Origin of the sequence: Streptomyces sp. NPDC057307, assembly GCF_042667665.1 — a bacterium.
Taxonomy (GTDB): domain Bacteria; phylum Actinomycetota; class Actinomycetes; order Streptomycetales; family Streptomycetaceae; genus Streptomyces.
This window is the reverse complement of sequence record NZ_JBHUZM010000096.1, coordinates 17259-29841: the sequence shown is the minus strand read 5'-3', so window position 1 is coordinate 29841 and position 12583 is coordinate 17259. Positions and strand designations below refer to the sequence as shown.

Genomic DNA, 12583 nt, shown 5'->3' with positions numbered 1-12583 from the left:
GGACCTGACGGCCCGTGACACCCCTCTGCTTCTGGCTTACTTCAGGGCGAGCATCAGTGAGTCCGACGGCGAGGACCAGACCGGGCGCGCCTCGCCGAAGCCCGCGTCGATGAGCGTCTTCGCGTGCCATTCGGTGGAGGGGGTGTCGCCGTCCGCGTGCTCGCCGTAGATCGCGAACCGCTCGGCGGTCGGCCCCGCGAGCACCGGGTCCTTGCCGGCGAGGTCCCACCAGTCGGCCCAGTCGAGGGCGCCCTCGGCCTTGGCGCGGTCCATCTCCCGGTGCCGGTGGGCGCGTTCGGCCTCGTTGATACGGGGCGTGCCCGGGTCCGTCATGTGGTCGGCGTTCATGAAGACGCCGCCGGGCCGGACGAGGCCGGCGACCTGTCCGTACAGCACGGCCAGCGGTTCGCTGTGCAGCCAGTGCAGCGCGGTGGCGGTGAGGACGGCGTCGTACGAGTCGTACGGCAGCTTCGCCGTCCAGTCGGGGTCCTTGAGGTCGGCCCGCACCAGTGTCAGCCGGGTGTCGTCGGCGAAGTAACCGCCGGCGATGGCGAGCAGCGCGGGGTCGAGGTCGACGCCGGTGCTGGTGGCCGCCGGGAACCGCTGGAACAGCCGGTCGGAGATGCTGCCCGTGCCGCAGGCGAGGTCGAGCACCCGCGGTTCGGGGCCGACCAGGGCCTCGACCATGTCGAGCATCACCCGGAAGCGCTCCTCGCGGTCGGGCATGTACCACTCCTGCTGGCGGTCCCAGCTGTCCTGCCAGGCCCGCCAGTCGGCCCGCGCGGGCGCGGGCGCCCCGCCCGCGGTGGTCCCCGCGTCCGCCGCGACACCCGTCCCCGTGCCCGTGTCCACCATCGAAACCCTCCGCTCCGTAATACCCTGTACGCAAGACCAGCTATTACGCCGACCCTAGACCGCTGCCGTAAGGACTACAAGTGGAACTGGCCTCTTACTCGGACTACGCCGTACGCCTGGTCAACACCGAGGAACCGGCCCGCGGCACGGACACGCTGACCTCGGTCGAAGCCGTCCGCGCCCTCTTCGGCGAATCCACCCAGGCGTCGCGCCGCGCCACCGAGGCGGACGTCACCCGCTTCCGCTCCGTACGCGGCCGGCTGCGCGCGATCTTCGCGGCGGCCGACGGGGACGAGGCCACGCACGCCGTCGACCTGCTGAACTCGCTGCTGCTGGAGTTCCCCGTCAGCCCGCAGATCTCGGGCCACGACTTCCTCGACGACGAGGGTCATCCGCGCTGGCACTTGCACCTGGCCGAGCACCCGTCGAACGCCACGGCCGGCTTCGCCGCCATCGCCGCGATGGGCCTGGCGTTCCACCTGACGGAGTACGGCGTGGACCGGCTCGGCCTGTGCCAGGCCGCGCCGTGCCGTAACGCCTACCTCGATACCTCGACCAACCGCTCGCGCCGCTACTGCTCGGACCGCTGCGCGACCCGCGCCAACGTGGCCGCCTACCGGGCCCGCAAACGCCTGGAGACGGAGCGGTCGGACAGCACGGGCCGCAGCGCGGAGAAGGCCCACGCCACCGCCCCGGCCACGGACCGCTGATCCTCGCCGCGCGGACGGTAACGGCCCCGGACCCGGCCGAGCACCAGCTCGCCGGGGACGGTGCCGAACACCCGGCTGTCCCCCTCGGCGCCCGGATTGTCCCCGAGCACCCACCATCCGCCGTCGCGTCGCTCGACCAGCCGCTTCACGATCAGCAAATCCTGCTGGAGCGGATGTTTCAGTACGGCGATGTCACCGGCCTTCACCGGTGCGTGGTAGTGCACCAGCAGCTGATCGCCCTGTCTGAGGGTGGGATACATGGACGGTCCCGACACCTCCGCGATCCCCAACAGCGCTCTCGGCTCGCGCCCGTGCTCGGTCATCCGGCACCTCCCGGTCCCACGGTACGTTCCGCCGCCAGTCCCATTCCGACCCTGGACTTTTGTCCTAAGCCCTAGGGGGCACTCGCGAAATCCGGCTTCTCACGGAGTAATGTCCCACCTGAGAAGACGATCACGAGGAAGGACAGCTCAATGCTCTCCCGCCTGTTTGCCCCCAAGGTGAAGGTCAGCGCCCACTGCGACCTCCCCTGCGGCGTGTACGACCCCGCCCAGGCCCGCATCGAAGCCGAGTCGGTCAAGGCCGTCCAGGAAAAGATGGCGGGCAACGACGACGCGCACTTCCAGGCCCGCGCCACGGTCATCAAGGAACAGCGCGCCGAGCTCGCCAAGCACCACGTCTCGGTGCTGTGGAGCGACTACTTCAAGCCCCCGCACTTCGAGAAGTACCCGGAGCTGCACCAGCTGGTCAACGACGCCCTGAAGGCGCTGTCGGCCGCGAAGGGCTCGACGGACCCGGCGACGGGCCAGAAGGCACTGGACTACATCGCCCAGATCGACAAGATCTTCTGGGAGACCAAGAAGGCCTGACTCCCACCCCCAGGCTGGCACCACCGCACGACCGATCGCACCCGGCCCGTACGACGGACCGGGTGCGGTCGTTTTCCTCCGTCCGCACAGGGACGTAGTTCCGCGGCGTGATGACGGTGGACGCGGCGTACGGGTTCAGCCGTCAGGCGGCGCGGGAGGTGGGCAACCGCCCGAGCCATGTCATGACCTCGGTCAAGTGCTCGGGTCGCAGCCCGAGGTGCGAGTCGGGCTGCATTAGCAGGGTCGCCGCTCCCCCGGCGGTGCGCTCCGCTGCCCATTCATGATCGAGACCGGTGAAGTCGTCGTCGATCCATACGGCGGGCGCGTCGTCCAGCCAGGTGTCGACGTGGTCGCGCTTCCACAGGTAGCCGTTGGGGTGGCTGGTGGTGATCTGAGGGTGCGGCAGGTCGACGTACGGCAGAGGCGGGAGATCGAGGAGCGGCCCGATCAGGGTGGTGGCGTCCTGGCGCCAGCTTGTGCACCAGACGGGGGTAACCAGGCCGGTACGGATCACTTCCATGAGCATGAGGCCGTGGTGGGGGTGGAGCCAGACGGTGACCGGGTTGTCGTCGCTCCGGCCCGCGGGGACGACATCGTGGCGGGCGTGGGTGGCCGGGGTCGATCCGTCCGCGTCGGGGAAGGGGATGAGGACGCCGTCGATGTCGAGGAGCAGATAGGGCGGGCGCATTGGTTCCTCCAGCGGTCGGGGCGAAGGCGCCGGTCAGAGCTTGCGAGCGCGGATCAGCAGGGTGGTCGGCCAGTGGCCCGTTCGCGGGTCGTGGAACTCCTGGGCCGAGGTGAGCCGGAACCCGCTCCGGCTGAGGTGCCGCGCCCAGCGGTCGGCCTCGAACTCCCAGCGCGCGACGGGAAGACGGGCGCGGTCGGGGAGGGTGACGAAGTCGCGGCAGGGCCGGTCGCCGCCGAAAGGGGCGCGGCCGCCGCGCTGCGGGTGCGGGACGGAGAAGGCGAGCACCCGGCCGGGCGCGAGGCTCTGGGCGATGGCCGGCAGGAGAAGCTCAGGGGCGACGAGGCCGACAGCGCCGAAGACGGAGTAGATCGCGTCGAACTGCTCGTCGGAGGCGCGCAGATGGTGCAGAGCGTGCCCGGCGACGAAGGTGAGGTTGTTCAGCCGTCCGTAGTGGGAGCGGGCACGACGGACCTGCAGCCCGACCAGATCGACACCGGTGACGTGGGCGCCGTGGCGGGTGGCGAGGTGGGCGGCGTTGTGGCCGGGGCCGCAGCCCAGCTCCAGGAGTCGTTTGCCGTGCAGGTCGGCGCCGAGGATCTCGGCCCCGGGCCCTTGGCCGCGTCTCGTCGTCCACTCCATCCGCGCGGGTACGGAGAGGGGTTCGGCGAGTCCGTTGGCGGTGCGCTGGGCAGCGTGCGCATGCCAGGGGGAAGCCTGGGCGAGCACGTCAGATCTCCAGAAGGTCGAGCACGTCGGTGAGATGGCGGCGGACGGCCTTGGTGTACGCAGGGTCGGTCGCCGGATCGTTGATCCATCGGACCGACTGCTCCATGAACCACTCGACGGCCCACATGCGATGCCAACCCAGGGCCCAGCCCTCGGCGTTGAGCCCGCCGCGCCGGGCGAGGGCTTCGGGGGTACCGCCGGCGGTGACGTACCGCTCCAGGAGAACGCGAAGGCTCGCGGGGTGCGCGGGCTCGATGGTGCCGTGCCAGCTGGCGAGATCGAGCAGGCCGGGACCGGTGAAGGCACGGGCGAAGTCGAGCAGCCGCCAGCCCTGCTTGCCGATGTGGAGGCTGGTGGGGTGGAACTCGGAGTGCACCCAGCCGAACGGCGCCGTCGTCGCTCCGGCGGAGCGGGTCTCGGCGGCCTGGGCGATTCGGTCGAGTGCGTCCTCCACGTCGTCGGTGTCCTGCCACCGTTCGGCCTTGCGCAGCCTGCCGAGGTGCTCCAGCGCCCGGGCGGGCAACGTACGCAGGCGTTCCTCGTGGAGTACGGGCAGGGCGGGTGCCGTGCGGGCGCCGTGCAGGACCACGGCCGCGGCGACGCCGTCGAGGTCGTCTGCCTCGCGGGCGGTGGGGCCGAGGTCGTCCATGAGCATGCCGAGCCAGCCGTCCAGGACGGCGGAGGCGTGGATCCGGGGGACGGGGACGCCGAGGGTGCGGGCCAGGCGAAGGGCCTGGTCCTCTTTGTCGAAGGGCCTCTTGGCGTACTTGAAGATGGCCGTGGCGCCGTCGAGGAAGGTCACGCGCTCGACGCCGGACATGGACCACACGCGTACCTCCTCACGTGTGCCGGTGGCCCGGCCGGCCACGGTGAGCAGGTTGTCGAGGAGTTCGGCGCTGGGGTTCGCGGTCACGAGAGGGCTCCGGGGGTGCTGCGGCGTCCGGGGCGGGCGAGAAGTGCCGGCCGCCCCGGAGCCTGATCGGGTGGGGTTACGCGGCGAGGTTCACGCGGTGGGCGTAAACCTGCTCGATCCAGCCCTCCTTGAACACGGCCAGGTTGTCGCGGAAATTGGCCATCGAGGCAGGCACCGTAGGGCGCGACGACTCCGCCGGTCTGGTCCGGCACGGACTGGCAGCCGTGCACGAGCCGGCCGCCGAGCGCCGCGTGGGCCTTGATGGACTCGATCCGGCGGTGCTCGTTGAACCAGCCGCCGTGGTAGACCTCGTCGAGCATCCCGCCCATCTCGTCATCCAGGTCGAAGACCACGGAGGTGGCGGCGGGGAAGAACCAGCACGGGCCGACGTTGGAGATGTGCCCGTCCAACTCGACCTTGTTCAGCGCCATCAGCGTGGCCGCCTCGCGCAGCATCCGCAGGTGATCGGCGGTGATCTGCGGCAGGCCCAGGCCGGCCAGGTGTTCGTCGCGGAAGAGGTACGCGTACACCTCGTGCGCGGTGGCCAGAACGCGGACCGCGTCGGAGGTGGACTCTCCGTACTGCTTGATGAAGTCCAGCGCGAGTTGCTCGACCGCGCTCTCGGTCGTCTCGTCCACGTCCAGAAGCTGGGCCTCGACCAACTCCCAGTCGGCGACGAGCCACGCGTTCGACTCGAAGCGGAAGAAGTACTCGGCCGGGTCGATGGTGATGCGTCGGCCGTCGACCTGGACGCCGGGCAGGCGGCTCCAGCGCGGGTCGAACGCCTCGGGCAACTCGACCGTGATGGCCTTGGTGTCGATGATGGTCACCGTATCTCCGTCTCTGTTGGGCCGGATTCGGGCGCAGGAATGCCCGAACCAGCTGTGGGCGTAAGGAATTTCGGGGTGCCGCCCGGACCAAGAGGGAGCCTGGATCACGGTTGCGCCGTTCCGGGTGGCTACCGATAAGTGAACCTGTGGTCACGCTCAGTGGGTACGGTGGAAGGCAGTTGAAGCGGTATACGCGGTTTACAGCTCCGGAGTGGAGGCGATCGTGGCGGCGCAGAGAAGCCTCAACTCCCATCTGCGCGATGCCATCGACGCGGTCGACTGCACCTACGAGGCCCTCGCCAGGGACGTGCGGCGCGTTGCCGCCGAGAACGGCGAGATCCTCCAGACCAACAAGTCGGCCGTCTCGCACTGGGTGAACGGCGCCCGTTCCCCTTCGGGCCGGGTAGGCCAGTACCTCGCCGAAGCACTGTCCCGCCGAGCGGGGCGCACGATCACCCGGACCGAGATCGGCCTCCGTTCCGGCGAGGTCGAACAACTGGCGGAATCCGACCCCGTTCTCGCCGTCACCGACCTGGGGCGCGCCGATGTCGAGCGCCGCCGCTTCCTCGCCATCGCCGTCTTCAGCACGGCCGGTGTCGCGATGCCGCTCGGCTACGACCACGAGGCCACTGCCCGCATGCTCCGTGCCCGTACCGGCACGTCCATGATCGGCGTGGAGGAGGTGGACGTCGTACGACAGATCACGACGGCCTTCAGCGCCGCAGACGAGCGCCTCGGGGGCGGCCACGGCCTGACCACCGTCACCGCGTATCTGGCCGACACCGCCGCGCCCATGCTCCGCGCGCGCTTCTCCGCCGAACCCTTACGCCGGGCAGCCTTTGGCGCGGTCGCCGAACTCGCCTACCTCGCGGGGTGGAAGCACCACGATCTCGGCCAGGAGGGTGCTGCCCAGCGCTACTACCAGGTCGGCTATCAACTCGCCTGTGAGGCCGACCCTCACGGCCACGCCGCCTGGATGATGCGGGCCCTTGCCCACCAGGCGCTCAGCCTCAAGCAACCCCACCACTGCGTCGATCTCGCTGAAGCCGCCCTCGCCCGAGGCGTCGAACACGTCGACGGGCAGACCGAAGCCCTCCTCCACATCACCCACGCCCGCGCCTACGCGGCCGTCAACGAGCATCCGTTGGCCGCACGCGCCCTTCTCGCCGCCGAAGACTCGCTTCTACGGGACGGTGCCCTCCAGCCCAGCTACTCCCGCGTCAGCGGCCCCGCCGCCGGCACCGTGGCCAGTCACACCGCCCGCACGCTGACCGACCTCGCCGACCATGTCGGCACCGAACGACAGCACAGGGACGCCCTTACCCGCTGGGACCCCAGGAAGTACAAGCGCGTTCACGCCCTCACCCACGCCGACCTCGGCGACAGCCTCGCCGCCCAGGCCCGCGCCGACGAGGCTGTCGCGGCCTGGGCCCAGGCCGTGGTCCTCATGGAGGGCATGACTTCCGACCGCACCCGCAAGGCCATCACCTCGATCCGCTCCACCCTGGCGGTCTACCAGCGGCGCAAAGTGCCCGGAGCCGCAGATCTCGCCCGCCGCGCCCGCCGCGCCCGCGAAACCCTCGCCTAACATGCCCAACAACCCGCCCAACGAAGGGAACCCCGTGACCCAGCGGACCGACGACCAGCCGAAGGCGCTCAAGCCGGCGCTCGAATCGATGACTCTGCTGGTCGCCGCGGTCATCGTCCACGACATGTCCACCAACCGCGTCGTCCTCCTCCAACGCAGCGAGAACGCCAAGTTCGCCCAGGGAATGTGGGACCTCCCCGTCGGCAAGAGCGAGCCGGGCGAGCCCATCACCGAAACCGCGGTCCGCGAGCTGTACGAGGAGACCGGCCTCACGGTGAAGCCCGAGTCCCTCAAGGTCGCCCACATCATCCACGGCGCCTGGGGCGTCGAAGCCCCCAACGGCTTCCTCACGGTCGTCTTCGCCACCCACGAATGGACGGGCGAACCCGAGAACCGCGAGCCCCGCAAACACTCCCTGGTCAACTGGGTTGACGCGGACGCGATCCCCACAAATTTCGTGCGCACTACCTGCAGTGCACTCCACCGGTATCTCATGGGAGGCCCACAGGTCTCCTTCGACGGCTGGCAATAGAAGCTTCCGACGGCGATCGACTACAGGTACACGCATGCAAGCAGTCGTCCGACAACTGAGACAGGAACCCGACGTGCACAGGAGGCCGGATTGTCCGTGAATGATGACGTCATCAAGGCTGGCGTGGCGAAAGATGTCGATTACATGGGCCGGCTATTCCGCGACTTTCAGGCAGTTAACTCTGCGGGAATATCTTGGATCATGCCTCTATGCATGAGTCCGTATTTTTCACTAGTGCTTCACGAGGCAAAGAGAAAGCCCCAGGCAATCGACCCCTCAGCTTTTACTGGATTCTCTAAAGAAGCCGAGGAGGTGTGCGCTCGCGCTAGGCATAGCCTGAAGCTCTTCGAAGATACACAGCGATACACTGCCGGACAGCTCAGGTATTTCGAAGATGAAATCTCGATCAAGCACTCCAAATATTTTCTCGGGAATACCTGGCTCTGGCTCGCCCGGAAGTGGGAGAAAGATCTGGGATTGTTCACGTATGAGGGAAACCTAGTTACCACCTCACACGCTGCTGCGTTTCACCTTGGAGTTGAAGCGGAGAAACTTTTCCAGAACGACAACGGCAAGTACATGCTTGGCATCACGCAGCAGATAGGGCAATGTTTCGGAGCACTTGGCGCCCGCGTGGACACCCAAGGAAGGGAGACGTTTGCGTGCCACCTATCCGAGCCGGAAGTGAAGGCTAAAGACGTACGCGCTTCAACGTACTACGCGCAAGCTTTTAACGGAGTAGCGACGCCAGCCATCAACGGCACCTTGACCGACTTCCAAGTCAGGATGAATTTTCTCGATAAGGTCATCACTGCAGGCGCGGATACCCGCAACCTTGAGTACACGGTATTCAAGATTCGCTACATCACCCTGTACCAAGTGTTGTCAAGCCTCAAAATCCTCAAAGATGACGCCCGCTATCCACTGTCACGCCCATCCTACACAGCACTGGAGGGCATTCTGAACAAGGAGGCCGCAGGCGTCATAACGAATGGTGCGGTGCGAGAGTTCCGAAACACTTTGATTCACTACAACTTGTTGCGAGGGGCCGATGTCACGAAGGTTGATCTCAGACAGCCGATCTTTGGACTGGTACCTCAGTATTTCCCTTCATACGACTTCGAAGAACTGAGCGAGCTGGTCGATACCTGCATTCGCGAAACGGCCGAATCCTTGAACGCATGGGCGAAAGGCGTGTAATCGACCCCTTTGTGAGCGGGGAAAATGGGAAGCCGAGCCAGGCTCTGATAGCTGGTCACCGCCGGAACCTTTACGTCGCCGACGGCGTCGATCTCCCCGGTGAAGGTGGGTCGTTGTGCATCTGCCCAACACCCAGGGTTCCTTCACCTATGCCGACGGAAGGCGCCCCAGTCCGCAGGACACCCGATCAGGACCGTCGCACCCCATCCGCCAACCATCAGCAAAAGCCCAGGTCAGCGTCCCGCAGAGAGGGTCCTTGCAGGTCACCGACCCGCCCCATTACTAGGAGACCAAGAAGGCCTGACTCCCACCCCAGGCTGGCACCACCGCACGAACGCCCGCACCCGGCCCGCATGACGGGCCGGGTGCGGTCCTTTGCGGTCTGCGGGCCGACGGTGGGTGCGGGGGGGCGACGGGGGGTGTCCGGGAAGGGCCGGGCGGCAGGGGCTAGATGTCGTCGCAGATTCCGCGGGCCTTCGTCAGGTCCTTCTTCACCTGGGTGTCGAAGTCGAAGACCTGGGCGTGGCGGTTCTGTGCCCGGCTGAGGGAGTCCGACAGGGGTTTGTACGCCGGGTCGCCCGCAGCCGCCGCGGCGGACAGGGTGATCGCGCCGCTCCAGCGGTTGAGGGCCATCAGGCCCTCGTTGCCCTTGGCCGAGTACTTCGACTCGTCGAAGCCGGCGAGGGCGTCGCAGGCGCCGCGTGCGTCGGTCGCCGGGCCGGGTTCGGACGCGGTTCCGTCTCCGGTGATCGCCCAGGCCGCGCCCACTCCCGCCGCGCCCAGCAGCAGTCCGGTCGCCAGGGCTGCCACGAGCAGGCCCGTGGGGCGGGGTGCGGCGGTGGGGGGACGGGTGGGTATGGGTGGGGTGGGTGGCTCCTGCTGCATGGGTCTGACCGTATCGGGCGGGGCGGTGTCGCCGAAGGGGTGGGGTGGGCGTCGCCAACTGCCCGTCCCGCGGCTGTTCTTCGGGTGCCGCGATGTCGCCGGGCGTCGGCGAGGGGTCCGGAATTCGGCCCATCCTCTCCGCGTCGGGCGCGGCTGTCGGTCCACCCATGACGGCGTACCTGAAGTAGCTCATACGGCCAATTACGGAATCGGACGGTCCGCGGGTGCGAGAAATGTGCGCGGCGCGTGCATGGGTGGGAGAGGGCAGGGCACACGTCGCGTCGGCGAGCCCCCCGTTCGCCGATCCGGGAGGGGATCAAAATCATGTCCATGTCCACCCAGTTCACGAGAACCGCCGAACCTCTTACGGGGCCGCGTGTCGGAGAGCTCCCGTGGATCGAGGACGCGGGGAAGGTCGCGCCGCGGGACGCGCGGGAGTTGTCGAAGGTGTTCTTCGAGCAGCTCCAGGTTCTTGAAGAGGGCACGCACGAGTACCAGTACGCGCGCAACACGCTCATCGAGATGAACCTGTCGCTCGTGCGGTACGCCGCGCAGCGGTTCCGTAACCGGGACGACCAGTTGGAGGACATCGTCCAGGTCGGGACGATCGGGCTGATCAAGGCCATCGACCGGTTCGAGCTGTCGCGCGAGGTGGAGTTCACCTCGTTCGCCGTGCCGTACATCGTCGGTGAGATCAAGCGGTTCTTCCGCGACACCAGCTGGGCCGTGCATGTGCCGCGCCGGCTGCAGGAGTTGCGGATACAGCTCGCGCGGGCCAAGGACCAGCTCGCCGTGCGGCTCGACCGGGACCCGACGGTGCGGGAGTTGGCCGAGCATCTGGAGCTGAGCGAGGAGGAGATCGTCGAGGGGCTGATCGCCGCCAACGGCTACAACTCCGACTCGCTCGACCTGCCCGCCGACTCCGGTGGGGGCGCCCCGGGCAACAGCGGCGCGTCCGTCGCCGACTTCGTGGGGGCCTGCGATCCCGCCATGGAGCTGGTCGAGGACTTCCAGAGCCTCGCACCGCTGCTGAGCACGCTGGACGAGCGGGAACGTCAGATCCTCGAACTTCGCTACGGGCAGGAACTGACCCAGTCGCAGATCGGCGAGCAGTTCGGCGTCTCCCAGATGCAGATCTCCCGAATCCTGGCCCGGACGCTGGCCAAGCTCCGCAACGGCATGCTCACCGAGAGCTGAGCGAGGCCCCCGACCCTGCCGCACCGCCGACGCCGCGCAGCAGGGTGTCGACCACGAGCGTGGCCAGCGCGTCGACCCCGCCGTCGGGCGAACCGTCCGGCAAGTCGTCGGGCGAACCGTCCGCCGGGTCGTCCGCGCGGTTCCGCGCCGCCTCGTGGATCAACGCGTAGTACACCTGGCGAACCCAGAGCAGGTCGGCGTCCGGACGCAGGACGCCGGCCTGTCGCGCGCGCAGGAACAGGCTGTCGCACCGTTCCAGTACGTCGGCGTGCGCCCGTGCCACTTCCGGGTTCTGCGGCGCCGCCCCGCTCATCGCGAAGCCCCAATCGATCTTCACGCGCAGCACGTTGGCGGTCACCTGGTAGAGGGTGACCAGCGGCGGAGCCGTGGCCGGGGCGCCCACCACCGCTTCGTGGAACTGCCGCGTCGCCCACGCGATCAGCGCCTCGACCAGGGCCTCGCGCGTCGCGAAACGCCGATGGACCGTCGTACGGGCGACCCCCGCCGCCTCGGCGATCTGCTCCATCGTCGCCGCCGGATTGGCGCTCAGTACGCGCTCGGCGGCGGCCAGGATTGTCTGTACGGTCCGCTCCGCGTCCGCCCGCAACGGCTTCGGCGTCTTCTGTTCAGCCATGCATGAAGACTACGGGACAGTTGCCCTTTCTCCGCTAGTTGCGACACTGGTGTTGCATGTTCTAGAGTTTTCGCATCGCCGCAGTCTCGACTCTCGGAGTATCGGAGTACGCAATGGATCTGCAACTGGCCGGCAAGACAGCCGTCGTCACCGGCGCCAGCCGCGGCATCGGTCTGGCCGTGGTCACGGCACTCGTCGCCGAGGGCATGCGCGTCGTGGCCGCCGCCCGCACGCTCACCCCCGCGCTCAAGGCCACGGGCGCGCTCGCGATATCGGTCGACCTCTCCACGGCCGACGGCCCGGCCCGGCTCATCGAGCGGGCCGGGGCCGAACTCACCGACCTCGACCTGCTGGTCAACAACGTCGGCGGGGGCGACAGCGTGGACGGAGCGACGGGCGGCTTCCTCGCCTTCACCGACGAGCAGTGGCAGGAGATGTTCGACCTGAACTTCCTCGCCGCCGTACGCACCACCCGCGCCGCGCTGCCCCCACTCGTCGAGCGCCGCGGCGCCGTCGTCAACATCTCGTCCAACGGCGCCCGTACGCCGCACGCGGGCCCCGTCCCGTACACGACGGCCAAGGCGGCGCTCACGGCGTTCGGCAAGGCGCTGGCCGAGGAGTTCGGCCCGCTCGGAGTGCGGGTCAACACCGTTTCGCCCGGCGCCGTGCGTACGGACATGTGGGAGAGCCCCGAGGGTTACGGTGCCGCCCTGGCCCGGTCGATGGGCGTGGAGCACGAGCAGCTCGTGGCCCAACTCCCCGCCGCCACAGGGATGGTGACGGGTCGACTGGTACGGCCCGACGAGGTCGCCGCCCTCGTCGCGTACCTCGCCTCACCCCTCGCGGGCAGCACCACCGGGACGGACCACCTCATCGACGGCGGGGCCGTCAAGACCGTCTGAGTACGTGAACTGGGGGCGGGGTGACGCGATCACGCGATTACTCGACCAGTGATG

General features: G+C 68.3%; 14 protein-coding genes and 1 pseudogene. 7 read left to right on the top strand and 8 right to left on the bottom strand.

Annotated features, from left to right (window positions below; genetic code table 11):
* Nucleotides 1-36: 36 nt before the first annotated feature.
* Nucleotides 37-855 (bottom strand): class I SAM-dependent methyltransferase, encoded by an 819-nt coding sequence (locus tag ACFUN8_RS26715; RefSeq protein ID WP_383642551.1) that lies wholly within the window; start codon nt 853-855, stop codon nt 37-39.
* Between the two features lie 80 nt (nt 856-935).
* On the opposite strand from ACFUN8_RS26715, the gene ACFUN8_RS26710 reads away from it, so the two are divergent.
* Nucleotides 936-1565 carry a CGNR zinc finger domain-containing protein gene (locus tag ACFUN8_RS26710; RefSeq protein WP_383642548.1) on the top strand — a complete coding sequence of 210 codons (630 nt, stop codon included), beginning with the start codon at nt 936-938 and terminating at the stop codon, nt 1563-1565.
* Here the strand turns inward: ACFUN8_RS26710 and sodX are convergent.
* The gene (gene sodX / locus ACFUN8_RS26705; protein WP_383642545.1) at nt 1469-1888 is read right to left on the bottom strand and encodes a nickel-type superoxide dismutase maturation protease; all 420 of its coding nucleotides are present in this window, start codon (nt 1886-1888) and stop codon (nt 1469-1471) included. The two genes, ACFUN8_RS26710 and sodX, sit on opposite strands and share 97 nt — an antisense overlap.
* Nucleotides 1889-2038: 150 nt before the next feature.
* Here sodX and sodN point away from each other — a divergent pair, with 150 nt between their 5' ends.
* Entirely contained in the window at nt 2039-2434 is a 396-nt protein-coding gene (gene sodN / locus ACFUN8_RS26700; RefSeq protein ID WP_078075133.1) for a superoxide dismutase, Ni, read from the top strand.
* Between the two features lie 142 nt (nt 2435-2576).
* On the opposite strand, the gene ACFUN8_RS26695 is transcribed toward sodN, so the two are convergent.
* The 4 genes and pseudogenes from ACFUN8_RS26695 to ACFUN8_RS26680 all read right to left on the bottom strand — a co-directional run bounded on the left by ACFUN8_RS26695 (nt 2577) and on the right by ACFUN8_RS26680 (nt 5591).
* Nucleotides 2577-3122 (bottom strand): HAD domain-containing protein, encoded by a 546-nt coding sequence (locus ACFUN8_RS26695; RefSeq protein ID WP_383642542.1) that lies wholly within the window; start codon nt 3120-3122, stop codon nt 2577-2579.
* 33 nt (nt 3123-3155) lie between these two features.
* On the bottom strand, nt 3156-3848 hold the full coding sequence (locus ACFUN8_RS26690) for a class I SAM-dependent methyltransferase (RefSeq protein ID WP_383642539.1): 693 nt from the start codon (nt 3846-3848) through the stop codon (nt 3156-3158).
* A 1-nt stretch (nt 3849) separates the two neighbouring features.
* Nucleotides 3850-4761 carry a phosphotransferase family protein gene (locus ACFUN8_RS26685; protein WP_383642536.1) on the bottom strand — a complete coding sequence of 304 codons (912 nt, stop codon included), beginning with the start codon at nt 4759-4761 and terminating at the stop codon, nt 3850-3852.
* Nucleotides 4762-4837: 76 nt separating this feature from the next.
* A pseudogene (locus ACFUN8_RS26680) lies at nt 4838-5591 on the bottom strand (hypothetical protein).
* 223 nt (nt 5592-5814) lie between these two features.
* On the opposite strand from ACFUN8_RS26680, the gene ACFUN8_RS26675 reads away from it, so the two are divergent.
* The 3 genes from ACFUN8_RS26675 to ACFUN8_RS26665 all read left to right on the top strand — a co-directional run bounded on the left by ACFUN8_RS26675 (nt 5815) and on the right by ACFUN8_RS26665 (nt 8911).
* Nucleotides 5815-7179, top strand: a complete 1365-nt coding sequence (locus ACFUN8_RS26675; protein WP_383642534.1) for a tetratricopeptide repeat protein — start codon at nt 5815-5817, stop codon at nt 7177-7179.
* 1 nt (nt 7180) lies between these two features.
* A complete protein-coding gene (locus ACFUN8_RS26670) occupies nt 7181-7711 on the top strand; it encodes an NUDIX domain-containing protein (RefSeq protein ID WP_383642531.1) in 531 nt (176 codons plus the stop codon).
* 96 nt (nt 7712-7807) lie between these two features.
* Complete coding sequence (locus ACFUN8_RS26665; RefSeq protein WP_383642528.1) at nt 7808-8911, top strand: hypothetical protein; 1104 nt, start codon at nt 7808-7810, stop codon at nt 8909-8911.
* 447 nt (nt 8912-9358) lie between these two features.
* Here ACFUN8_RS26665 and ACFUN8_RS26660 read toward each other — a convergent pair whose 3' ends face one another.
* Nucleotides 9359-9796: a hypothetical protein gene (locus ACFUN8_RS26660; RefSeq protein ID WP_383642525.1), complete on the bottom strand. Its 438-nt coding sequence runs from the start codon at nt 9794-9796 to the stop codon at nt 9359-9361.
* 324 nt (nt 9797-10120) lie between these two features.
* Here ACFUN8_RS26660 and ACFUN8_RS26655 point away from each other — a divergent pair, with 324 nt between their 5' ends.
* Entirely contained in the window at nt 10121-10993 is an 873-nt protein-coding gene (locus ACFUN8_RS26655) for an RNA polymerase sigma factor SigF (RefSeq protein WP_382569308.1), read from the top strand.
* Here ACFUN8_RS26655 and ACFUN8_RS26650 read toward each other — a convergent pair.
* Nucleotides 10980-11627, bottom strand: coding sequence for a TetR/AcrR family transcriptional regulator (locus ACFUN8_RS26650; protein WP_383642522.1), 648 nt, complete (start codon nt 11625-11627; stop codon nt 10980-10982). The genes ACFUN8_RS26655 and ACFUN8_RS26650 overlap by 14 nt on opposite strands.
* A 113-nt stretch (nt 11628-11740) precedes the next feature.
* Between ACFUN8_RS26650 and ACFUN8_RS26645 the strand changes: the two genes are divergently transcribed.
* Nucleotides 11741-12529 carry an SDR family oxidoreductase gene (locus ACFUN8_RS26645; RefSeq protein WP_383642519.1) on the top strand — a complete coding sequence of 263 codons (789 nt, stop codon included), beginning with the start codon at nt 11741-11743 and terminating at the stop codon, nt 12527-12529.
* The last annotated feature ends 54 nt before the right edge of the window (nt 12530-12583 follow it).